This window comes from Stenotrophomonas sp. Ste96 (assembly GCF_024519495.1).
Lineage (GTDB): Bacteria > Pseudomonadota > Gammaproteobacteria > Xanthomonadales > Xanthomonadaceae > Stenotrophomonas > Stenotrophomonas bentonitica_A.
Genome location: NZ_JALJRX010000008.1, coordinates 1 through 21,606, shown reverse-complemented (window position 1 = coordinate 21,606; position 21,606 = coordinate 1). Strand labels below are relative to the sequence as shown.

Genomic DNA, 21,606 nt, shown 5'->3' with positions numbered 1-21,606 from the left:
CGGCATTCAGCGACGGTTTTACTGGCAGTGCCATTCTCGGGGTCGTCCACTGCTTTCCACGACGAACCGTCCCAGATTTGCAAACTCCTGGCCCAGGGTGCGGTCGTAGAATCGAGTGACCGAGGACTGCGTGGCATCGCCACCGACCTCGCTGCAATCAGGCGCATCTCTCGACTTCAGTAACCTGTAACAGGAAACAAGAATGAACGTCCGCGAACTCCTGCAATCCAAGAAAGAAGCCATCGTCACCATCGATGTGGAAGACACCATCGGCGCCGCCGCGCACAAAATGAGCGCGCACAAGATCGCCGCCCTGGTGGTCATGAAGGACGATGCGCCGGTAAGGATCGTGTCCGAGAAGGACATCGTGCGCAGCCTTGCGGAAGATGGTCCCCAGGCCGGCCGACGCGTCATTTCCAGCCTGCCGTCGGCAGGGCTGGAAGGCATCGGCCCGGATGCGACGCTCAAGCAGGCGATGGCGCTGATGACGTATTCCCGCCATCGTCACCTGATGGTGACCGAGGGCGCCACGCTGGTCGGCATCCTGAGCCTGGGCGACATCGTCAAGAACCTGCTCAGTGAACTCGAGCTGGAAAAAGCGGTGCTGCAGGACATCTACATGGCAGCGCACTGACGCTGCCTGGTCCGCACTGACGGGCATTGCCGGCCGCTGGCTGGCAACCCCGGACGAGGTCAGCGTAGGCGTTTGACCTCGACAAGCTGCTGGAGGTCGCCCTTCAGCAGCTGATAGGCCCCATCGCGCGCTGCATCACCGGTTTGCCGCAACACCCACGACGGATGCACCGTCGCGAAGGCGCGCGTGCCGTCATCCAGTACGTGCCAGCGTCCGTGGTTCGCCATCAGGTTGAAGCCGGCACCGAACACCGCCGTCGCCGCGGTAGCACCGAGGCAGACGATCACCTGCGGTCGCACGTTTTCGATCTCCCCCATCAGCCACGGCCGGCAGGCGTTGACGTGGGTGATCTGCGGTTTGCTGTGGATGCGCCGCTTGCCGCGCCGTTCAAAGCGGAAGTGCTTGACCGCATTGGTCATGTACAGCGCGCTGCGCTCGATCCCCAGCTCGCGCAGCGCACGGTCGAGCAGCTGTCCTGCCGGGCCGACGAACGGGTGCCCGCTGAGGTCCTCGCTGTCGCCGGGTTGCTCACCCACCAGCATGATCGATGCGTCGGCCGGGCCCTCACCGAACACGGTCTGCGTGGCCGGTTCCCACAGAGGGCAGCGGCGACACGCCGACGCGGCGTCGCGCAGGGTATCGAGCGTGGCCGGTGCAGCCTTCGCGACGACCGGCAAGCCCGAGGCGGGTTGGGGGATGCGGCGACGCGGTGCCTGCGCTTCGCGGTCGTGCATCTCCTGCACGCGGTCGCCAGCGTCCCGCACCAGCTGCGGCAGCAACGCGGCCTCCGGCAGGTGCTTCCAGTATTTGGCCGGCATCTCCTGCTGCATCATCCGGGTATTCAGCCGCGCCGGATTGAAGATGTTGGCGTAATAGGTGCGCCACAGTTCTTCGCGGGCATCATCGACAGGCGCATCGCTTTGGCGGCCGCCGGGACCGAACGACAGCGCCTGTCCATCCCAGTGTGCGCTGCGCCCCGGCGTGAGGATCGCCCAGCGCATCCCGGCGAAGCGGCGTGCGAAGAAGGGTGCCACGCGGTCGACGATATGGTGCTCGGGCTCGAACCAGGCGATGAACGCATCGTCTTCGCCCGGCACCTCGCGGAAGCGTACGAACGCCTTCATCTTGTGCGTGTCGCGGCGCACCGCCTGGCTCAATGCCATCGCCCGCAGCACGTCCGCATCGGCCGGGTTGGAGAGCAGGCTGCGCTCGCCGTGGGTGATGCGCCAGAGCATGCGGTACAGCAGTGGCATCCGCTGTGGATCGCGATGGCACAGGCAGGTGGCGGCCAGCTCGATGAAGGCCTTGGACACGTGGATCGGTGCCTCGGCCGAGACCACGGAATCATCGAGCGCCGGCAATGACGGCGCATCCAGCAGCGAAATGTCCTCGCCCTGCAGCCAGTCCAGCTGATCCGGCGCAACGGCGTGGCGCAACGCCAACCGCGCAGCCGAGCGCCACGCCTCCAGCGACCACACCGGGTCGACCCGCACGCTCCAGCGCGCCATCTCAGTGCGCGGCCGTGTCGGGGAACAGCGAGCCTTGCTGTGGCGGAGGGACCAGCCGGGCACGCAACGCCGCCGGGTCGTCGAGCGCGCGGTGCGGGTGATGGTCGGCCAACTGCACGAACGGCAGGAGCTTGCTCATCGGCGCGCGCAGGCGCGCCACATCGGCCACGCGCAGCCGACCATGACGGCGTGCCATCAGCACCCGCTTGACGTTGCGCACGCCCAGCCCGGGTACGCGCAGCAGCAGCTCCTTGGGGGCGAGGTTGAGATCCACCGGGAAACGTTCGGGATGGCGGATCGCCCAGGCCATCTTCGGGTCGATATCCAGATCGAGCATCCCGCCCTGGGTGGTGCTGGTGATCTCGTCCACGCCGTAACCATAGAAGCGCAGCAGCCAGTCTGCCTGGTAGAGACGGTGCTCGCGGGCCAGCGGCGGCGCCTGGAGGGGCAGGGCCTTGCTGGCATCGGGGATGGGACTGAACGCGGAGTAGTAGACCCGGCGCATCCGGTAGTTGCCATACAGATTGTCGGCCGCGCCGAGGATCTGCTGGTCGCTGGCACCATCCGCACCGACGATCATCTGCGTGCTCTGGCCGGCCGGCGCGAAACGCGGTGCGCGCGCGCGGCGGCCGCGTGCCGCAGGCGCGGGCACGGGAGCCGATGCTGCGCCGGCCGCTGGCTGGGCCTTGCCTGCTTCCTTGGCTTCTTCGATGCGCCAGCGCAGCTCACCCATCGCCCCGCGGATCGAGGGCAGTGATTTCTCCGGCGCGAAGCTGGCCAGCCCGGCCTCGGTCGGCAGCTCGATGTTGATCGAGAGCCGGTCCGCATGTCGCCCGGCGAGCGCGAGCAGTTCGGGCGAGGCTTCCGGAATCGTCTTGAGGTGGATGTAGCCGCTGAAGCGGCGTTCCTCGCGCAGTACGCGCGCGACCTCCACCATCTGCTCCATGGTGTAGTCGGCGTTGCGGATGATGCCGCTGGAGAGAAACAGCCCTTCGATGTAGTTGCGCTTGTAGAAATCCATCGTCAGCGCGACCACTTCCTCCACGCTGAAACGCGCACGCTGCACATTGCTCGACACACGGTTGACGCAGTACGCGCAGTCGTAGATGCAGAAGTTGGTCAGCAGAATCTTCAGCAGCGACACGCACCGGCCGTCGGGCGTATAGCTGTGGCAGATCCCCATCCCCTCGGTGCTGCCGATGCCGCCCGAGGCACGCGAGTCGCGCTTGCCTGCACCACTGGAGGCGCAGGACGCATCGTATTTCGCGGCATCGGCAAGGATGGCCAGTTTGCGGATCGTCTCCATGGAAAGACCGTACCGGGGCACGATCTCATCCAGTGAGACGCTTCAATGCATCCCTGAAGAATTCAGCTTCCGGCTCAGCCTTGGAAGCTCACCTTCACCGAATCCGCGCTGTAGTCGGCCGGCCCATGGAACACCACTTCGATGTTGTTGCCATCCGGATCCAGCACGAAGGCGGCGTAATACCCCGGATGGTAGGGGCGCTCGCCGGGCGCGCCGTTGTCCTTGCCACCGTTGGCCAGCGCCGCGTGGTGGAAGGCCTCCACGGTGGCGCGGTCGCGGGCCTGGAAGGCAAGATGGTGGCGGCCGGTCAGCTGGCCGAGGGCCGCCTCGCTGTCCGGCGTGGAAATGAACAGCTCATCGGCCCAGAAATACGTGTCGCCCTCGCCGGCGATCGGGATGCCGATCGTGTCGAACACGGCCTGGTAGAAGCGGCGGCTGGCGGCCAGGTCCCTGACCACCAGTTGCAGGTGATCGATCAGGCGGCCGCGGTGCAGTTCCATCGTTTCCATACCGGCTCCACAGAGGGTGGGATGGGACGCAGATATACCACCGGACACAGCGTTGCGCAGGGCGGTGCCGGCGGCGGCCCTTCCGCCGGCCCGCGCAGTGACCTACGCTGCGTGCTGGCGCCATGAACGCGCAGGCGGAGGAGGCACGATGCTGTGGATGGTGATGATGGCCCAGGCGGTCGCCGGCGACGCGGGCTACCCACAGGTGCATGCCTGGGCGCAACGTGATGAGGCCAGCCTCGAACCGGCGGCGTACACGGCGATGGTGGACAGCATGAGCGAGGTTGGGGGTGCCGCCTTCACGCGTTGCATGCCGACTCCCGCGCCGCAGACGCTGGCCGCGTTCACCGTGGTGTTGCAGCTGGATGCGCAGGGCAGGGTGGTGCGCACGTGGCGCGAGGGCGAGGAGGCGGTTGCACGCTGCGTGGACGCAGGCTTCGCCGGGAAAACCCTGTTCGTGCCACCGAAGGCGCCGTTCTATGCGGCGTTCGAGTTCCAGGTCGAGCCGTAGCACCGGCAACGCACCGACCGGTGCCGGTGCGTTGCGCGGCCGCAGGGATCAGGCGATCGGCGTGTTGGAGATGATCTCCACCCAGTAGCCGTCCGGGTCCTTGATGAAGGCCAGGTGCTTCATGCGGCCGTCTTCCAGGCGCTTCTGGTAAGGCACCTGCAGCTCATCGAAGCGCTTGCAGGCGGCCTGGATGTCCGGCACGGACACGCAGATGTGGCCGAAACCCCGCGGGTCGGCATTGCCGTTGTGATAGACCGGGCCGTCCTGGTTTTCGGTGCCATGGTTGTGGGTCAGCTCGAGCACGCCGGGGATGCCGGCCATCCACACGCGGCGGGCATCGTCACCCTCGGGAATCTGCGTGCCGGCCGGCAGCAGGGCGAGGAAGTACAGACTGAATTCGGCCTCGGGGAAGTGGCGCAGGTCGATCAGGCGGAAGCCCAGCACGCGGGTGTAGAAATCCAGCGAGGCCGTGGCGTCCTTGACGCGCAGCATCGTGTGGTTGAACACGAACCCGGCGGTCTCGGCAGGCACGGTGGCGGCGACGCCGGGAGAGTTCTGGAGGGCGGCAAGGCTCATGGGGATTCCTGGGGGGCAGGGCCGCATCAGCGCGGCGGACCCCTCATTTTACCGGTCCCGGCCGGGCCACGTGACAGGTAGAATGGTGTGTCTTCCTGACCAGCGTTCATCCATGTCCCAGCGTGAATGGGTGGCTGCGGCCATCCGCAAGATCGACGCCGATTTCAACCGTTCGGCCGATACCCACCTGATTCCGATGGACCTGCCCGGGTTCGAGGGCATCGACCTCTATTTCAAGGACGAGTCCAGCCACCCGACCGGCAGCCTCAAACATCGCCTGGCACGCTCGTTGTTCCTGTATGCACTGGCCAATGGCTGGCTGCGTGAGGGGCGCCCCGTGATCGAGGCCTCCAGCGGCTCCACGGCTGTGTCCGAGGCGTATTTCGCGCGGCTGCTGGGCCTGCCGTTCATTGCGGTGATGCCGGCCACCACCTCCCCGGAAAAAATCGCGGCGATCGAGTTCCACGGGGGCCGCTGCCATCTGGTGGAGCGCGCCTGCGACCTGAACGCCGATTCGGAAACGCTGGCCCGCGAAACCGGCGGCCATTTCATGGACCAGTTCACGTACGCCGAGCGCGCGACCGACTGGCGCGCCAACAACAATATCGCCGAATCAATCTTCAAGCAGATGGCCGAGGAGCCGCATCCGGTACCCGAGTGGATCGTGTGCAGCCCGGGCACCGGCGGCACGGCGGCCACGCTGGGCCGCTACGTGAGCTACCGCCGCCATGACACCCGCATCCTGTGCGCGGACCCGGAAATCTCCGTGTTCTATGATGGCTACTGCGCTGCGCTGGCCGGGCAACCCTGGCGTGAGCTGACCTGCAGCGGCGGTTCGCGGGTGGAAGGCATCGGCCGGCCGCGGGTGGAATCGAGCTTCATTCCGACCAGCGTCGATGCGATGGTCAAAGTGCCCGATGCGCTGAGCCTGGCCGCGATGCGCCACGTCAGCCGCCAACTGGGGCGCCGCGTGGGCGGCTCCACCGGCACCAACTTCATCGGCGTGCTGCAGACCGCGCAGCTGATGCGCGATGCGGGCCGCAGCGGCTCGATCGTGACCATCCTGTGTGACAGCGGTGACCGCTACGCACACAGCTACTACAACCCGGAGTGGTACCCGAAACAGGCCATCGACGTGGACGGCGCCGATGCGGTGCTTGCGGCCGCGGTGGCGGGCAAGGGGCTGCCGGTGCTGCCGTGCGTCTCGCTGGAAGCGCTGTACTGAGCGGGGCGCCCGGGCAGGCGTGAACCGGGCCCATCGGCGTACCCCGGGGGCTTGTGTGGGGTGGGGGGCAATGCCATATCGTGGGGCGATGCCGCTGCAGCGGCCCCGTTGTCTGGAGATGCCTGTGACCCCCACCAATCCTCTGCTCGATTTTTCCGGCCTGCCGCGTTTCGATGCGATCCAGCCCGAGCACATCGCCCCGGCAATCGATGCCCTGCTGGCCGACGCCGAAGCCGCGGTGAAAACCGCCGAAACGGTCTCCCCGGTCACCTGGGCGAGCTTCGCCGAGCCGCTGGATGACGCCACCGAGCGCCTGTGGCGCGCGTGGGGCCAGGTGGGCCACCTGCAGGCCGTGGTCAACACCCCGGCGCTGCGTGAGGCCTACAACGCCAACCTGCCCAAGGTGACGCGCTTCGGCAGCGCGCTGGGCCAGAACCTGGCGCTCTACCAGCAGTACCGTGCCCTGGCCGACGCGCCCGAAGCGGCGCAGTACGACGCGGCACGCCGCAAAGTGCTGGAGAACGCGCTGCGCGATTTCCGCCTGGGCGGTGCTGAACTCGATGACGCCGGCAAGGCGCGGTACAGCGCGATCCGCGAGGAGCTGTCCGCGCTGTCGGCGACGTTCTCGCAGAACGTGCTCGATGCGACCGATGCCTGGTCGCTGCACGTGCAGGACCCCGCCGAGCTCGCCGGCCTGCCGGACGATGTGATCGCCGCGGCCCGCGCTGCCGCGGAGAAGGAGGGCCTGGCCGGCTGGAAGCTGACCCTGCAGATGCCGTGCTACATCCCGGTGCAGACCTACGCCGAACATCGCCCGCTGCGCGAAGCGCTGTACCGCGCCAATGCGATCCGCGCGTCTGAATTCGGCGATGCCACGCTGGACAACAGCGGCAACATCGATCGCGTACTGGCGCTGCGCGCGGAGCTGGCCACGCTGCTGGGCTTTGCCAACTACGCCGAGTACTCGATCGCCACCAAGATGGCCGAGGATGCGCCGCAGGTACTGGGCTTCCTGCGTGATCTTGCCGCGCGTGCCAAGCCGTACGCGCAGCGCGACCGTGCCGAGCTGGAGGCCTTCGCGCGCGACGAGCTGGGCATGGCCGCGCTGGAGGCGTGGGACCTGGCGTTTGCCGCGGAGAAACTGAAACAGGCGCGTTACAGCTATTCCGAGCAGGACGTGAAGCAGTACTTCACCGAGCCGAAGGTACTGGACGGCCTGTTCAGTGTGATCCGCAGCCTGTATGGCCTGGCGGTGCAGCCGGACAGCGCGCCGGTGTGGCATCCGGATGTGCGCTTCTTCCGCGTGGTCGATGCGCAGGGCGCGCTGGTCGGCCAGTTCTATCTGGATCTGTACGCGCGCGAAGGCAAGCGCGGTGGCGCGTGGATGGACGATTGCCGCAACCGCCGCGAGACCGCCGCCGGCGTGCAGACGCCGCTGGTGTACCTGGTCTGCAACTTCGGCAAGGGTGCACAAGGGCAGCCGGCCACCTTCAGCCACAGCGATGTGACCACGCTGTTCCATGAGATGGGGCACGGCCTGCATCAGTTGCTGACCCGAATCGGTGAGCTGGGCGTGGCCGGCATCAACGGGGTGGAGTGGGACGCGGTGGAACTGCCGAGCCAGTTCATGGAGAACTTCTGCTGGGAATGGGACCGCGTGCAGGCGATGACCGCACACGTGGCCACCGGCGAGCCGCTGCCGCGTGCGCTGTTCGATCGCATGCTGGCCGCACGCAATTTCCAGAGCGGCATGTTCACCGTGCGCCAGCTGGAATTCGCGCTGTTCGACATGCAGTTGCACAGCGAGTTCGATCCGACCCAGGACAGCGTGCAGGCGCTGTTGGAACGCGTCCGCGATGAAGTGGCCGTCAACCGGCCGCCGGCGTGGAATCGCTTCCCCAACCAGTTCAGCCACATTTTTGCCGGTGGCTATGCGGCCGGCTACTACAGCTACAAGTGGGCCGAGGTGCTCAGTGCCGATGCCTACGCCGCGTTCGAGGAGGCCCCGGACAACGTGACCGAGACCGGCCAGCGCTTCCGCGATGAAGTGCTCTCACGGGGCGGCAGCCGCAGTGCGGCCGAGAACTTCGCCGCCTTCCGTGGCCGTGCGCCGACAGTGGACGCGCTGCTGCGGCATAACGGGATGGTGTGACCCCGGCACTACCCGGCAGCGGGATCGCGTGTGCTACCGCGGCACGTTGATCACTCCGCGTAGATCATCTTCCGGCTCATGCCGCCGTCGACGATGTGGTCCTGGCCGGTGATGAAGCCGGCCAGGTCCGAGAGCAGGAAGACCGCCAGTGCGCCGATGTCCGGCGGCTGGCCAACGCGGCCGACCGGGTGCTGCGCATGATCGCGGTGGGACAGTTTGGGCGTGCGTCGCCGTGAGGGCGCCTGCCAGGCATCGGTGGTGATCCAGCCGGGGCTGATGCTGTTGACCCGCACGGCCGGCCCTTCGCTCAACGCCAATGCATGGGTGAAGGCGACCAGCCCGCCCTTGGCCGCGGCGTAGGCTTCACTGTCCGGCTCGGACTGCCAGGCACGCGTGGAAGCGATGTTGATGATCGCCCCGGCATGCTCGCGCAGGGCGGGCAGGGCATGCTTGCTGCACAGGAAGGCGCCCTGCAGGCTGGAGAGGCGGCGTTGCCACTCGGCCAGCGGCATCTGCGCCAGGGGCGTGCCATGGGCACTGGCGATGCCGGCATTGTTGACCAGGCCATCCATGCGCCCGAAGCGCTTCAGCGTCGCCTTCATCAGTGCCTGCACGCTGCGTTCGCTGGCCACGTCCGCGCGTTGGAACGCCGCGCGCTCCGGCAGCGCCCACTCCTTCAGGCAGGCCTTGCCGGCATCGGCATCCAGGTCGGCGATCATCACGCTGCCGCCCGCGCCGAGCACCGATTGCGCGATGCCGCGGCCTACGCCCTGCGCACCCCCGGTGATCACCACCACGCGGTCGCGCAGCGGCTGTGCCGGCCAGTCGAGGAGGGTCGGGGTCAATGACACGGCGGCATCTCGTTGCGGCCCAGCAGGCGCGTCCAGCCTTCGATGCCGAGCTTGTCCAGCGTCTCGATGTTGCGCTCCACGATCACGTCCGGATCCGGGAAGGCCGCGACCGCGCGCTCGACGCTGTCTTCGCGCAGCAGGTGCAGGGTCGGGTAGGGCGCGCGGTTGGTGTAATTGCTCACGTCATCCGGGGCCACGCCGGCGAACTGGTACTGCGGATGGAAGCTGGCCACCTGCAGGATGCCCTGCAGATCCAGTGCCTCAATCGCTGCATCGGCGTTGTCGAGGAAGTCGTTGTACTCCAGGAAATCGGTCAGCACGTCCGGGTGCACGATCAGGGTGGTGTCGATCTGCTCGGCCGGGGTGTCGCGCAGCAGGATCAGCTCTTCGGCCAGTTCCTCGACCAGCGCCTCCGGCGTGGTCGCATCGCTGAGCACGAACCGCACCTGGTCCTTGACGTACACCGCCTTGGCGAACGGGCACAGGTTCAGGCCGATCACGATCTGCTCCAGCCATTTCCGGGTCTCGGCAATGGGGTCGCGGTTGGCAGTGAGGAAGGCATCGTTCATGGCGGGCGGGGGCGCTGGCAGGGCAGTTGATTGTACGGCGCGCCGGTGAAGTGGACGCCCGATCGGCTCCACTGTCCATTAACTGGACACCGGTCATGCTGGAAATTCCTTATCCGGCAATCACTTGCAGTGATCGAGCCAACGGCCAATAGGCAGTGGCCGGCTGCGGGTATCCAATGGCCGGGTACACGACGCAAGGAGTTCTCAGTGATGGCAACACACGCATTCCTGCCGACGGCCACGTGGTCCGGCAAGCTGTTCGATGGCCAGTGGGCCGCGGGTGCCGGCACCCAGGACGTGGTCGAGCCGGCGACCGGCGAGCGCCTGGGCGAGATCGCGATGGCCGACCCGGCACAGATCGCGCGCGCCGCCGCCACCGCCGCCAAGGCGCAGCGCGACTGGGCCAGCGCCCCGTATGACACCCGCGCGCAGGTGCTGCGCCGCGCGGCGCAGTTGGCCGAAGAACACAACGACGAGATCGTGCAGTGGCTGGTCCGCGAAAGCGGCTCCACCCAGCTCAAGGCCGGTTTCGAGGCCAAGGTGAACACCAAGGCGCTGCATGAGGCCGCGGCACTGCCCTCGCGCAGCATCGGCGAGGTGCTGCCGTCCGAACCGGGCCGTTTGAACCTGGCGCGCCGCCGCCCACTCGGCGTGGTCGGCGTGATCTCGCCGTTCAACTTTCCGCTGTACCTGGCCATGCGTGCGGTGGCCCCGGCGCTGGCGCTGGGCAACGCGGTGGTGCTCAAGCCCGATCCGCGCACCGCCGTGTGCGGTGGCTTCGTGATCGCGCGCCTGTTCGAACTGGCCGGGCTGCCGGCAGGCCTGCTGCACGTGCTGCCGGGCGATGGCGCCGCCGGTGCGGCGCTGACCAGTGACCCGAACATCGCGATGATCCAGTTCACCGGCTCCACCGGCGCGGGGCGCAAGGTCGGCGAAGCGGCCGGCAAGCACCTGAAGAAGGTATCGCTGGAACTGGGTGGCAAGAACTCGCTGATCGTGCTCGACGATGCCGACATGGACCTGGCCATCGCCAACACCGCGTGGGGCGTCTACCTGCACCAGGGCCAGATCTGCATGGCCACCGGCCGCGTGCTGGTCCAGCGCAGCATCCATGCGCGGTTCCTGGAAAAGCTGGTGGCCAAGGCCAAGTCGCTCAAGGTCGGCAATCCGGCCGATGGGGAGGTGGCGATCGGGCCGCTGATCAACGCCCAGCAGCGTGACCATGCTGCGCGCATCGTTGCCGAAGCGCAGGCGGCTGGCGCCACGCTCGCGACCGGCGGTGGGTACAAGGACCTGTTCTTCGAACCGACCGTGCTCAGCGATGTGAGCCGCGACAACCCGGCCTTCCACGAAGAGATCTTCGCACCGGTCGCGGTGGTCGTGCCCTTCGATACCGATGATGAGGCGGTGGAGCTGGCCAACGACAGCGAGTACGGCCTGTCGATGGCGATCGTGTCGAGCAATGTCGGCCGCGCACTGAAGCTGGGCGAACGGCTGCGCACCGGCCTGCTCCACATCAACGACCAGACCGTGAACGATGAGGTGATCAATCCGTTCGGTGGCGTCGGCGCCTCCGGCAATGGCACCAGCATCGGTGGCCCGTCCAACATCGACGAGTTCACCCAGTGGCAGTGGATGACCGTCAAGGGCGAAGCGCCCGCCTACCCGATCTGATCCAGGAGACCCTCATGACCGCAACAGCAGAACTGCGCGATATCACAGTGGCCGTGGTGCGCGAAAAAGAACAGCCTTTCACGATCGAGAAGGCGCGCATCCGTGGGCCGCAGGACGATGAAGTGCTGGTGCGCGTGGTCGCCACCGGCCTGTGCCATACCGACCTGATCGTGCGCGACCAGTACTATCCCGTGCCGCTGCCGGCGGTGCTCGGCCATGAAGGTGCGGGCATCGTTGAAGCACTCGGCCCGGGCGTGAAAGACCTCAAGGTTGGCGACCATGTCGTGCTGACCTACGGCGCCTGCGGCCACTGCAATCCCTGCAGCGGCGGCCACGGCGCGTACTGCAAGGACTTCTTCGGCCTGAACTTCGGCGGCGGTGCACTGGACGGTTCCACCGCGATCCAGGATCCGGACGGCAAGCCGCTGCACGATCATTTCTTCGCACAGTCTTCGTTCGCCACCTACGCCCTGAGCCGCGAGAACAACGCGATCAAGGTGCCCGACGATGCGCCGATCGAACTGCTCGGCCCGCTCGGCTGCGGCATCCAGACCGGCGCCGGTGCGGTGATCAACTCGCTCAAGGTCACCGCCGGCAGCAGCTTCGCCAGCTTCGGTGCCGGCGCGGTCGGCCTGAGCGCGGTGATGGCCGCGCGCGTGGCCGGTGCGACCACGATCATCGCCATCGATGTGGTGCCGTCGCGCCTGGAACTGGCCAAGGAACTCGGCGCCACCCATGTGATCAACAGCCGCGAGGTCGACGTCGTCGACGCCGTGCGCGAGATCACCGGCGGCGGGGCCAACTTCGCCCTGGAATCCACCGGGCGCCCGGACGTGCTGGCACAGGGCATCGAGGCGCTTGGGGGGCTGGGCGTGATCGGCGTGGTCGGCGCGCCGAAGCTGGGCACCAAGGCCGAGTTCGACGTCAACAACCTGCTGCTGGGTGGGCGCAGCATCCGCGGCATCGTGGAAGGCGACAGCGTGCCGAAGGTGTTCATCCCGCAGCTGGTGCAGCTGTACCAGCAGGGCCGCTTCCCGTTCGACAAACTGGTGAAGTTCTACCCGCTGGACCAGATCAACCAGGCCGCCGAGGACAGCACCCGCGGCGTGACCCTCAAGCCGATCCTGACCATCGGCGGGTGAAACGCTCCGTCGCAGGCATGCGTGCCTGCGACGACGCAGCAGTCAGCTTTGCCGGAGTAGGCTGTCGGTCCGAGGTGGAGATCGACCGATGGCCGCGATGGTTCTGGAACAGCAGCAGGTATTGGCCGCCGCCCGTCAGCGCTTTGCCGAGGGCGGCGCGCTGATGGACAGCGTGGTCAGCCCGCCGGTACTGCGCTCCTGGGAGCGTTCGCGCCAGGCCGGCGTACAGCCGCGGCAGGCGCCGTACTACGCGCCCCTTGCCGCGGGCGCCACCCGTCTGGACGACCCGGCCGACCGCCGCCTCGCACGCTGTGTGCGCGAGGACATGGACCACCTCTGGGCCGCGTTCGGTGGCCGCCAATGGACCCTGTTCTGCGTCAACGCCGAGGGCCTGGTTGTCGCCCAGCGCGAACATGGCCTGGCCGACGTGCCGGTGCTGCGTCCGATCCAGATCGGCCGCCGCCTGCGCGAGATCGACATCGGCACCACGGCACCGGCCTGCAGCCTGGCCGAAGACGCGCCCGCGCTTGTGCGCGGCAACGAACACTACCTGGATCGCTTCGCCGCGGTGTTCTGCCTGAGCGTGCCGCTGCATGGGCTGGATGGTGAAGTGCTGGGGGCCCTGGACATCACCGGCACCGGCGAGCGCGATGCCGAGCTGCTGCACGGCTACTTCCGCCAGGCCGCTCTCTCGGCCGAAAACCGGCTGATGCAGGACCACCGCCCCTGTCATCTGCTGGCCGTCCAGCACGACGCACGCTGGCTGCACTCACCGCTGCAGGGGCTGTTGGCCATCGAAGAAGACGGACGCGTCCGCGCCGCCAACCGCGTGGCCCGCCGCCTGTTCGGACTCCCGCGCCGCGGGCCCTTGCCGATCCTCACCCTGCACGGCCTGTTTGCCGGCGCCAGCGCCCATCAGCGCCGCCGCCTCCTGCAGACCGGCCCGGCCCACCGGGTCCGCCTGGACGAAGACACGGCCGTGCATGTCCAGTACCTGCGCGGACCACTCGCACCGCATGCCAGCCGCAAGCTCGACGCACAGCCCGTCAACGCCGCCAACGCCTCGCTGCGTGCGCAGAACACACAGCACGTCCGCGACGCCGTGGCCGCCCACCAGGGCAACGTCAGCGCCGCCGCGCGCCAGCTCGGCATCTCACGTACGACCCTGTACAAGCTGATTCGCGCGTAGTGACCCGCGCCCGGCGGTACACACGCCGGAAGCCGCACCTTTTCGATCTGCGCAACGAGGTTGCCGGCCAGCGGCCGGCACTACCGATGGGATATCGCCTGGTCGCCGGCAGGGGCGGGCACGACCGCTTTGCCCGCCCATCCGCCGACGCAGCACACCAGCAATGAATCGCCAGCGCTCTTCGCTACAGCCCTTCGGCCAAGATCAATCGCGGAAATTATCGAACTGCAGCGGAACCTCGAAGGTCTCCTTCCGCAGCAGCGCCATCGCATCCTGCAGATCATCGCGCTTCTTGCCCGTCACCCGCAGCTTGTCGCCATTGATCTGGCTGTCCACCTTCAACTTGGCCTCCTTGATCTTCGCCGCGATCTTCTTGGCCACCTTCTGCTCGATACCCTGCTTGACCGTGATCTTCTGCCGCGCACCGGCCAGATTCGTCTCGATATCCCCGAACTCCAGGCACGCCGCATCGATTTTCCGCGCGATCAAGCGCTGGCGCAGGATGTCCGTCATCTGCTGCAACTGGAAATCGCTCGGCGCGGACTGGTTGATTACGCCGTCCTCCAGCACGAACTTGGCGTCCACCCCCTTGAAATCGAAGCGCGTGGACAACTCGCGGTTGGCCTGATCGACCGCGTTGGTCAGCTCGTGGGTGTCGACTTCGGAAACAACGTCAAAAGAGGGCATCGGAAAACTCCAGCGGGTGAATACCCCATTCTACCAACCCACCATGGACGGCCCGGCCAACCCGGCGATAATGGGTCATGAACACGCAACGCTCCCCCACCCGCGCCGTCGCCTGGATGCTCATGGCCGTGGCCTGCTTCTCGCTGATGGATGCCGGCATGAAGCAGCTGTCGGCCAGCTATCCCACCCTGCAGGTGACCTTCCTGCGCGGCGCGGCGTCGCTGCCGTTCGTGCTGGTCTGGGTGCTGGCCACGGCCGGCCCGCGCTCGCTGGTGCCCAGGCGCTGGGGCCTGCACCTGCTGCGCGGCGTGCTCGGCATGGCGATGATCGGCTGCTTCGTCTACGCGCTGCGCAGCCTGCCGCTGTCCACCGCCTACACCATCTACTTCGTCGCCCCGCTGCTGATCGCCGCGCTCTCGGTACCGCTGCTCGGCGAGCACGTCGGCCCGCGCCGCTGGATCGCCATCGGCATCGGCCTGATCGGCGTGCTGGTGGTGCTGCGCCCCGGCGTTGGCGGGATCATCTCCTTCCCCGGCCTGATGGTGCTGCTCGCGGCCACCGCCTATGCCCTGGCCGCGATCACGGTCAGCATGCTGACCCGGACCGATACCCCGCAGTCGATGGTGGTGTGGTTCCTGGTGATCATGGCCGTCGGCGCCGGCCTGCTCGCGATCCCGGACTGGCAGCCGCTGCAGCTGGGCCACGCGGCCCTGATCGCGGGCATGGGCCTGGCCGGGGCAGGGGGGCAGGTCGCCCTGACCCGGGCCTTCCAGCTGGGCGAAGCCTCGATGATTGCGCCGCTGGAATACACCGGGCTGGTCTGGGTGATCGGCTGGGACCTGTTGTTCTGGGGCGTGCTGCCCGACCAGGTGACCTGGCTGGGCGCGGCCATCATCGTGGCCTCGGGCCTGTACCTGCTTCACCGCGAGCGGGTCCGCCGGGTCGAGCCGCCCAGGCCGCTGGATCATCCCTGAGCCCGGCCGGCGCCCGCCAGGCCGACCGGATCACGTTCCCTTAGAACCAAACGGAATATCATTCCGCGCAACCGCACGGGCCAGGGCCGCCCCGCGCTGGTAGGCTGCACGCCCCCTCCCGTCGATGCCCCGGTTGACCGCGAAGTGATCGAGTTCCAGCGCCTGCACAAATCCTATGCCGTCGGCGGCCGCGCGATTGCCGCGCTGCAGCCGCTGGACCTGACCATCGAGGCCGGCGAAGTGTTCGGCATCATCGGCCATTCCGGCGCGGGCAAATCGACCCTGATCCGCCTGATCAACCGGCTGGAGGAACCCACCGGTGGCCGCCTGCTGATCAATGGCGAAGACGTCACCGCGCTCGACGCCGAGGGGTTGCGCGTGCTGCGCCGGAAGATCGGCATGATCTTCCAGCACTTCAACCTGCTGTCCTCGCGCACCGTGGCGGCCAATGTCGCCTTCCCGCTGGAGCTGGCCGGCACGCCGCGCGCGGAGATCGACGCGCGCGTGGACGAACTGCTGCACACGGTCGGCCTGGAAGCGCACGCCAACAAGTACCCGGCGCAGCTGTCCGGCGGCCAGAAGCAGCGCGTCGGCATCGCCCGCGCGCTGGCCACCCGCCCGCAGATCCTGCTGTGCGATGAGGCCACCAGCGCGCTGGACCCGCAGACCACCGCCTCGGTGCTCAAGCTGCTGGGCAGGATCAACCGCGAGCTGGGCCTGACCATCGTGCTGATCACCCACGAAATGGACGTGATCCGCCGTGTCTGCGACCGCGTCGCCGTACTCGATGCCGGCCACCTGGTCGAAACCGGCCCGGTCACCGAGGTGTTCCTGCACCCGCAGCACCCGACCACCCGCCGCTTCGTCAGCGAGTCCGAGCAGGTGGACGAGGGCGAGCTGCACAAGGATTTCGAGGCGGTGGCCGGTCGCATCGTGCGCCTGACCTTCCTCGGCGCCGACACCTATGAACCGCTGCTGGGGCGCATCGCGCGCGAGACCGGCGTGGACTACAACATCCTGTCCGGCCGTATCGACCGGATCAAGGACACCCCGTATGGCCAGCTGACCGTGTCGCTGGTCGGGGGCGACGTACAGGCCGCCCAGGCGGGCTTCGTTGCCGCCGGTGTCCATCTTGAGGAGCTGCGCCGATGATCCTGGCCACCGCAGGCGGGTTCTTCCGCCACCTCGACGCCGGCAAATGGGCCGATATCGGCCAGGCCACGCTGGATACCCTGCTGATGCTCGGCGGCTCGCTGCCGCTGACGCTGCTGATCGGCCTGCCGCTGGGCGTGCTGCTGTTCCTGACCGGCTCGCCGCAGCTGCACCGCAAGCCGGTGCTGTACGGTTCGCTCGCGCTGCTGGTGAACCTGCTGCGCTCGGTGCCCTTCATCATCCTGATGATCGTGCTGATCCCGCTCACGCTGTGGATGATGGGCACCTCGCTGGGCGTCCGTGGCGCGATCGTGCCGCTGGTGATCGGCGCGGCGCCGTTCTATGCACGTCTGGTCGAGACCGCGCTGCGCGAAGTGGACCGCGGCGTGATCGAGGCGACCCAGGCGATGGGCGCCACCACCTGGCAGCTGGTCACCCGGGTGCTGCTGCCCGAAGCGCGGCCGGGCCTGATTGCCGGTGCCACCGTCACGGTGATTGCGCTGATCGGCTTCACCGCGATGGGCGGTGCGATCGGCTCGGGCGGCCTGGGCGACCTGGCGTTCCGCGATGGCTACCAGCGCTCGCACACCGACGTGGCCCTGGTCACCGTGGTGCTGCTGCTGGTGCTGGTGCAGATCCTGCAGATGATCGGCGACCGCCTGGTCTCGCACTACAGCCGGAAATAACCGGTCGGTACGCCATGCCCAGCGGCGACCGGGCATGGTCTCAGAGTGTGCCGCCCATGGGAGTGCCGGGGCGGCAGCACGCGTTGGTTCTATTGATCAGGTGATCGACCAACGCAGCATTGCGTGACGGACAGCTGTGTTATATTCCGTTTGGCGTAATACGCTGTGCGGAATGATTCAATCCTTCCGATGCCGCCACACGCTCGCGCTGTTTGCGGGGCGATGCCCGCGCCAATTCCGTGCGTTCCAGTCACTGGCCGAGCGCAAGCTGCAGATGCTGGATGCTGCACAGACCCTGCAGTTCCTGCGCAGCCCGCCCCGGAAATCGGCTCGAAGCGCTGTGCGGTGATCGACGCGGGCAGCACAGCATCGGTATCAACGCGCAGTGGCGGTTGTGTTTTGTCTGGACCGACAACGGTCCGCGTGATGTCGAGATCGTCGATTACCACTGAGGTGCCATCCATGAGCCGCCCCATCAACAATCTCAGGGCCGTCCATCCGGGCGAAATCCTGCGCGAGGAGTTTCTGCTGCCGCTGCAGCTGAGCATCACCGCGCTGGCACGGGCCTTGGATGTGCCGCCGACGCGATTGCACGCCATCGTGCATGAAACCCGTGGCGTAACGGCGGATACCGCAGTGCGCCTGGCGCGTCATTTCGGCGGGGACGCCGCGTCGTGGCTGGCCCTCCAGGCCGAGTACGACCTGAAGACGCTGCCGACGCGGCAGGAAATCGAGCGCAGGGTGCAGCCGCGCGAGGCGGCCTGAGCGCCGCCCTTACCGGACGTTCGGCACTTCAAAGCCCAGCCGGTCCACCTGCTCGGGGTGCTGCGGCACGCGCTTGAGCTTGTCGGTGTTGACCCCGTAATCGTCACGCAGGCGGGTGGCGAGCTCCTTGTAGAGCTCCTTGTCCATGTCCGGCTGGCGCGCGAAGATCCAGGCCATCTCGCGGCCCGGGTAACCCAGCATCGCCCACGAATAGTCCGGCGCGACTTCCAGCACGCGGGTGTGGGTCGGCACGATCTTGTAGAACCAGGTGCGCCAGTTGTGGTTGCCGCTCTTCTCGTCCACCGAGGCGCGGACGGTCAGTTCCTGCTGCGGTTCGGAGAAGCCGTCGCGGTAGCGGTATCTGATCGACACCTTCTGGTCTCCGCGCAGGCGGAACTCATTGACGCTGGCGACGTGGCCGCGCTCGATCGGGTTCGGCACGCGGCCGATCACGTACCAGGTGCCCATGAACCGCTGCAGGTCGATCGGCGCCGCGGCGCTGTCGACCGCGACCGGCGTCGGCGCGGGGTCCGGTTTGGTCTCATGACGGAACGCACAGGCTGACAGCAACGCCAGCGAGGAGACCAACAGGACAGCGCGAAGCGGGCGGTTCGAAGACATGCGGCGGGTGGCTCCAGTGGCTGGCAGGGGCATGGTGGGTGGGACAGCAGAGAACGTCAATGGCGGCGCGGCGGTTGCGTGACCGATTCATGCAGCCTCGGCGCCGGAGGTCCTTGCTGCCGCGGCCGACCGACAAGGTCGCAGCCGGTGAGATGGCCGCGCGGCAAGGTGACGCATCACTTTCGCACGGAGCTGTGTCATGACCCTGTCGTCTTCCCCGCGTTCGTCCGACCGTCCCGATCCGCGCGTGCTGCGCTGCGTCAGGCAGGCCGCCCTGGCCGGGGTCGCCCTGGTCCTGGTCTGGCCCGCCGCACGGGGCTACAGCGAGTGGGTCGGCTGGCTGCCGCTGTGGCTGGTCGGCATGCCCCTGGTGGCCTGGTGGAGCCTGCATCGCTTCCGCCTGCCGCTGCCGGGCCTGCTCACCCGGACCGCCCGCCGCCGTCGTGGGCCGCAGGCGCGGCGCCGCGGTCGCCCGCTGCCGCGACCGGCCCGGCCTGACCTTCGACACGTGAGCCGCAGCCAGACGGTGTGATAGCGTCCCAAGGCTATGAATGCCTGGAGCTGCAATGTCACGATTCGCTTCCGCCTGCCTGGTGGCAGGTCTGATCTCCGCCAGCGCGGCGGGAACCGCCATGGCCGCTGACGCCCCCGCGGACAAGTACGCCTGGCTTGAAGATGTCACCGGCGACAAGCCGTTGGCCTGGGTCAAAGCGCAGAACGCCTCGTCCGAAGGCCGCCTGGCCTCGACTCCGGCGTTCAAGCAGATGGAGACCAGCATCCGCGAGGTGCTCGATTCGGACGCCAAGATTCCCGGCGTACAGAAGATCGGCGATTACTACTACAACTTCTGGAAGGACAAGCAGCACGAGCGCGGCCTGTGGCGCCGCACCACGCTGGCCGAGTACCGCAAGGCCTCGCCGCAGTGGGAAACCGTGCTGGATCTGGATGCGCTGAACAAGGCCGAGGGCGAAAACTGGGTCTGGCACGGCGCCGACTGCCTGCGCCCGGACTATTCGCGCTGCCTGATCGCGCTCTCGCGCGGCGGCGCCGACGCCGACGTCACCCGCGAGTTCGACCTGGCCAACAAGACCTGGATCAAGGACGGTTTCTTCCGCCCCGAGTCCAAAGGTGGCCTGAACTGGATCGACCGCGACACGGTCTTCGTCTACACCGATTTCGGCACCGGCACGATGACCACTTCCGGTTACCCGCGGGTGGCCAAGCTGTGGAAGCGTGGCACGCCGATGGCCTCGGCTTCGGTGGTCTATGAAGGCAAGCCGGATGACATGTACATCGCGGCCATGCACGACGATACCCCCGGTTACGAGCGCAACCTGGTCAGCCGAACGCTGGCCTTCTACAACAACGAGATCTTCCTGCGCGCCGACGACGGCACGCTGACCAGGATCGATGCGCCGAACTCGGCGGAGAAGGGCCTGCGCAAGCAGTGGCTGACCCTGGAGCTGCGCGAGCCGTGGACCGTGGGCGGCAAGACCTATGCGGCCGGTTCGCTGCTGGCCACCAGGCTGGACGATTACCTCGCCGGCAAGCGTGACTTCGACGTGCTGTTCGCTCCGACCGACACCACCTCGCTGGCCGGCACCAGCTGGACGAAGAACCACCTGGTCCTGAACGTGCTGGACGACGTCAAGAGCCGCCTGAGCGTGCTGACCCCCACCGACAGTGGCTGGAAGACGAGTGCCTTCACCGGCGCGCCGTCGTTCGGCACCGTGGCTGTCAGCGCGGTGGATGCCGACGACAGCGATGCGGTGTGGATGACCGTCACCGATTACCTGACCCCGACCACCCTGGCCATCGCCGAGATCGGCAAGCAGCCTGAAGTGCTCAAGACCATGCCGGCGTTCTTCGATGCCGATGGTAAGGTGATCGAGCAGCACTTCGCCACCAGCAAGGATGGCACCCGCGTGCCGTACTTCGTGGTGCACCGCAAGGACATGAAGCTGGACGGTTCCAACCCGACCCTGCTGTACGGCTATGGCGGCTTCGAGATCTCGCTGACCCCGTCCTACTCCGGTGGCATGGGCCGCGCATGGCTGGAGAAGGGCGGCGTGTACGTGGTCGCCAACATCCGTGGCGGTGGCGAGTACGGCCCGCGCTGGCACCAGGCGGCGCTCAAGCAGAACCGGCACAAGGCCTATGAAGACATGGCCGCGGTCGCCCGCGACCTGGCCAGCCGCAAGATCACCTCGGCCAAGCACCTGGGCGTGCAGGGCGGCAGCAACGGCGGCCTGCTCACCGGCAACATGCTGACCCAGTACCCGGAACTGTTCGGGGCGGTGGTCATCCAGGTGCCACTGCTGGACATGAAGCGCTACAGCCACCTGCTGGCCGGCGCCTCGTGGATGGCCGAATACGGCAATCCGGACACGGCCGATTGGGAGTTCATCAAGACCTTCTCGCCGTACCACCTGTTCGATGCGAAGAAGACGTACCCGCCGGTGCTGTTCACCACCTCCACGCGCGATGACCGCGTGCATCCGGCACACGCCCGCAAGATGGCGGCCATGATGATCGACGCCGGCAAGGACGTGACCTACTACGAGAACATCGAAGGTGGCCACGGCGGCGCGGCGAACAACGCGCAGGCCGCGCACATGTCGGCTTTGGCCTACAGCTTCCTGTGGGAGCAGCTCTCCAAGTAAGCTCGGGTTGCTCGACGGCCAGGGGCAGTCGAGCAGCCGGCAGGGAGTGAGCCTGCCGCAGACGTTGTAGCCCCCTGGAGCGGACTCCGGGTGGTGGGGCGTCAGGTTGGCTCCACCCCATTTTCAGCGCCACGCAGCGATGCGTGGCGTTTTTTTTGGTTCTTCTCCCATCTGAGGGGAGAAGGCGCACGGCCGACCAGCTAGATTTGTAG

21 protein-coding genes and 1 pseudogene are annotated in these 21,606 nt (G+C 67.4%); 14 read left to right on the top strand and 8 right to left on the bottom strand.

What is annotated here, in order from left to right; translation table 11 throughout:
- Positions 1-202: 202 nt before the first annotated feature.
- On the top strand, positions 203-634 hold the full coding sequence (locus tag OC373_RS16545; RefSeq protein ID WP_070425985.1) for a CBS domain-containing protein: 432 nt from the start codon (positions 203-205) through the stop codon (positions 632-634).
- Positions 635-693: 59 nt separating this feature from the next.
- On the opposite strand, the gene OC373_RS16540 is transcribed toward OC373_RS16545, so the two are convergent.
- The 3 genes from OC373_RS16540 to OC373_RS16530 form a co-directional block, all read right to left on the bottom strand.
- Complete coding sequence (locus tag OC373_RS16540; protein WP_261998112.1) at positions 694-2,142, bottom strand: UdgX family uracil-DNA binding protein; 1,449 nt, start codon at positions 2,140-2,142, stop codon at positions 694-696.
- 1 nt (position 2,143) lies between these two features.
- Positions 2,144-3,448: a putative DNA modification/repair radical SAM protein gene (locus tag OC373_RS16535; protein ID WP_261998111.1), complete on the bottom strand. Its 1,305-nt coding sequence runs from the start codon at positions 3,446-3,448 to the stop codon at positions 2,144-2,146.
- A gap of 74 nt (positions 3,449-3,522) precedes the next feature.
- The gene (locus OC373_RS16530) at positions 3,523-3,957 is read right to left on the bottom strand and encodes a VOC family protein (RefSeq protein ID WP_070425982.1); all 435 of its coding nucleotides are present in this window, start codon (positions 3,955-3,957) and stop codon (positions 3,523-3,525) included.
- 148 nt (positions 3,958-4,105) lie between these two features.
- Between OC373_RS16530 and OC373_RS16525 the strand changes: the two genes are divergently transcribed.
- On the top strand, positions 4,106-4,468 hold the full coding sequence (locus tag OC373_RS16525) for a hypothetical protein (protein ID WP_261998110.1): 363 nt from the start codon (positions 4,106-4,108) through the stop codon (positions 4,466-4,468).
- Positions 4,469-4,516: 48 nt separating this feature from the next.
- Here the strand turns inward: OC373_RS16525 and gloA are convergent, their stop codons facing one another.
- Complete coding sequence (gene gloA, locus OC373_RS16520; RefSeq protein ID WP_261998109.1) at positions 4,517-5,044, bottom strand: lactoylglutathione lyase; 528 nt, start codon at positions 5,042-5,044, stop codon at positions 4,517-4,519.
- A 112-nt stretch (positions 5,045-5,156) separates the two neighbouring features.
- Here gloA and OC373_RS16515 point away from each other — a divergent pair, with 112 nt between their 5' ends.
- Positions 5,157-6,269 carry a PLP-dependent cysteine synthase family protein gene (locus OC373_RS16515; RefSeq protein ID WP_261998108.1) on the top strand — a complete coding sequence of 371 codons (1,113 nt, stop codon included), beginning with the start codon at positions 5,157-5,159 and terminating at the stop codon, positions 6,267-6,269.
- Positions 6,270-6,387: 118 nt separating this feature from the next.
- Positions 6,388-8,421: a M3 family metallopeptidase gene (locus OC373_RS16510; RefSeq protein WP_261998107.1), complete on the top strand. Its 2,034-nt coding sequence runs from the start codon at positions 6,388-6,390 to the stop codon at positions 8,419-8,421.
- Positions 8,422-8,471: 50 nt separating this feature from the next.
- Here OC373_RS16510 and OC373_RS16505 read toward each other — a convergent pair whose 3' ends face one another.
- Positions 8,472-9,272: an SDR family oxidoreductase gene (locus OC373_RS16505; protein WP_261998106.1), complete on the bottom strand. Its 801-nt coding sequence runs from the start codon at positions 9,270-9,272 to the stop codon at positions 8,472-8,474.
- A complete protein-coding gene (locus OC373_RS16500) occupies positions 9,263-9,841 on the bottom strand; it encodes a DUF1415 domain-containing protein (protein ID WP_261998105.1) in 579 nt (192 codons plus the stop codon). Before OC373_RS16500 ends, OC373_RS16505 begins: the two co-directional genes overlap by 10 nt.
- Before the next feature lie 210 nt (positions 9,842-10,051).
- Between OC373_RS16500 and OC373_RS16495 the strand changes: the two genes are divergently transcribed.
- The 3 genes from OC373_RS16495 (at position 10,052) to OC373_RS16485 (ending at position 13,846) form a co-directional block, all read left to right on the top strand.
- A complete protein-coding gene (locus OC373_RS16495) occupies positions 10,052-11,515 on the top strand; it encodes a benzaldehyde dehydrogenase (protein WP_261998104.1) in 1,464 nt (487 codons plus the stop codon).
- Positions 11,516-11,529: 14 nt separating this feature from the next.
- Entirely contained in the window at positions 11,530-12,657 is a 1,128-nt protein-coding gene (locus OC373_RS16490; RefSeq protein ID WP_070425977.1) for an NAD(P)-dependent alcohol dehydrogenase, read from the top strand.
- An 88-nt stretch (positions 12,658-12,745) separates the two neighbouring features.
- A complete protein-coding gene (locus OC373_RS16485; RefSeq protein ID WP_261998103.1) occupies positions 12,746-13,846 on the top strand; it encodes a helix-turn-helix domain-containing protein in 1,101 nt (366 codons plus the stop codon).
- A gap of 204 nt (positions 13,847-14,050) precedes the next feature.
- Here OC373_RS16485 and OC373_RS16480 read toward each other — a convergent pair whose 3' ends face one another.
- Entirely contained in the window at positions 14,051-14,533 is a 483-nt protein-coding gene (locus tag OC373_RS16480; protein WP_046273152.1) for a YajQ family cyclic di-GMP-binding protein, read from the bottom strand.
- Positions 14,534-14,610: 77 nt separating this feature from the next.
- Between OC373_RS16480 and OC373_RS16475 the strand changes: the two genes are divergently transcribed.
- The 5 genes and pseudogenes from OC373_RS16475 to OC373_RS16455 all read left to right on the top strand — a co-directional run bounded on the left by OC373_RS16475 (position 14,611) and on the right by OC373_RS16455 (position 18,110).
- Entirely contained in the window at positions 14,611-15,507 is an 897-nt protein-coding gene (locus tag OC373_RS16475; protein WP_019183662.1) for a DMT family transporter, read from the top strand.
- A gap of 144 nt (positions 15,508-15,651) precedes the next feature.
- Positions 15,652-16,659, top strand: coding sequence for a methionine ABC transporter ATP-binding protein (locus OC373_RS16470; protein WP_019183663.1), 1,008 nt, complete (start codon positions 15,652-15,654; stop codon positions 16,657-16,659).
- Complete coding sequence (locus tag OC373_RS16465) at positions 16,656-17,345, top strand: methionine ABC transporter permease (RefSeq protein WP_019183664.1); 690 nt, start codon at positions 16,656-16,658, stop codon at positions 17,343-17,345. The genes OC373_RS16470 and OC373_RS16465 overlap by 4 nt, the downstream gene beginning before the upstream one ends.
- 172 nt (positions 17,346-17,517) lie before the next feature.
- Positions 17,518-17,797: pseudogene (locus tag OC373_RS16460) on the top strand (type II toxin-antitoxin system RelE/ParE family toxin).
- Between the two features lie 10 nt (positions 17,798-17,807).
- Positions 17,808-18,110 (top strand): HigA family addiction module antitoxin, encoded by a 303-nt coding sequence (locus OC373_RS16455; RefSeq protein ID WP_019183666.1) that lies wholly within the window; start codon positions 17,808-17,810, stop codon positions 18,108-18,110.
- Between the two features lie 9 nt (positions 18,111-18,119).
- Here the strand turns inward: OC373_RS16455 and OC373_RS16450 are convergent, their stop codons facing one another.
- A complete protein-coding gene (locus OC373_RS16450; RefSeq protein ID WP_019183667.1) occupies positions 18,120-18,731 on the bottom strand; it encodes a lipocalin family protein in 612 nt (203 codons plus the stop codon).
- 205 nt (positions 18,732-18,936) lie between these two features.
- Between OC373_RS16450 and OC373_RS16445 the strand changes: the two genes are divergently transcribed.
- Positions 18,937-19,263 carry a hypothetical protein gene (locus OC373_RS16445; RefSeq protein WP_261998162.1) on the top strand — a complete coding sequence of 109 codons (327 nt, stop codon included), beginning with the start codon at positions 18,937-18,939 and terminating at the stop codon, positions 19,261-19,263.
- 34 nt (positions 19,264-19,297) lie between these two features.
- Entirely contained in the window at positions 19,298-21,394 is a 2,097-nt protein-coding gene (locus OC373_RS16440; RefSeq protein WP_261998102.1) for a prolyl oligopeptidase family serine peptidase, read from the top strand.
- Positions 21,395-21,606 lie beyond the last annotated feature (212 nt).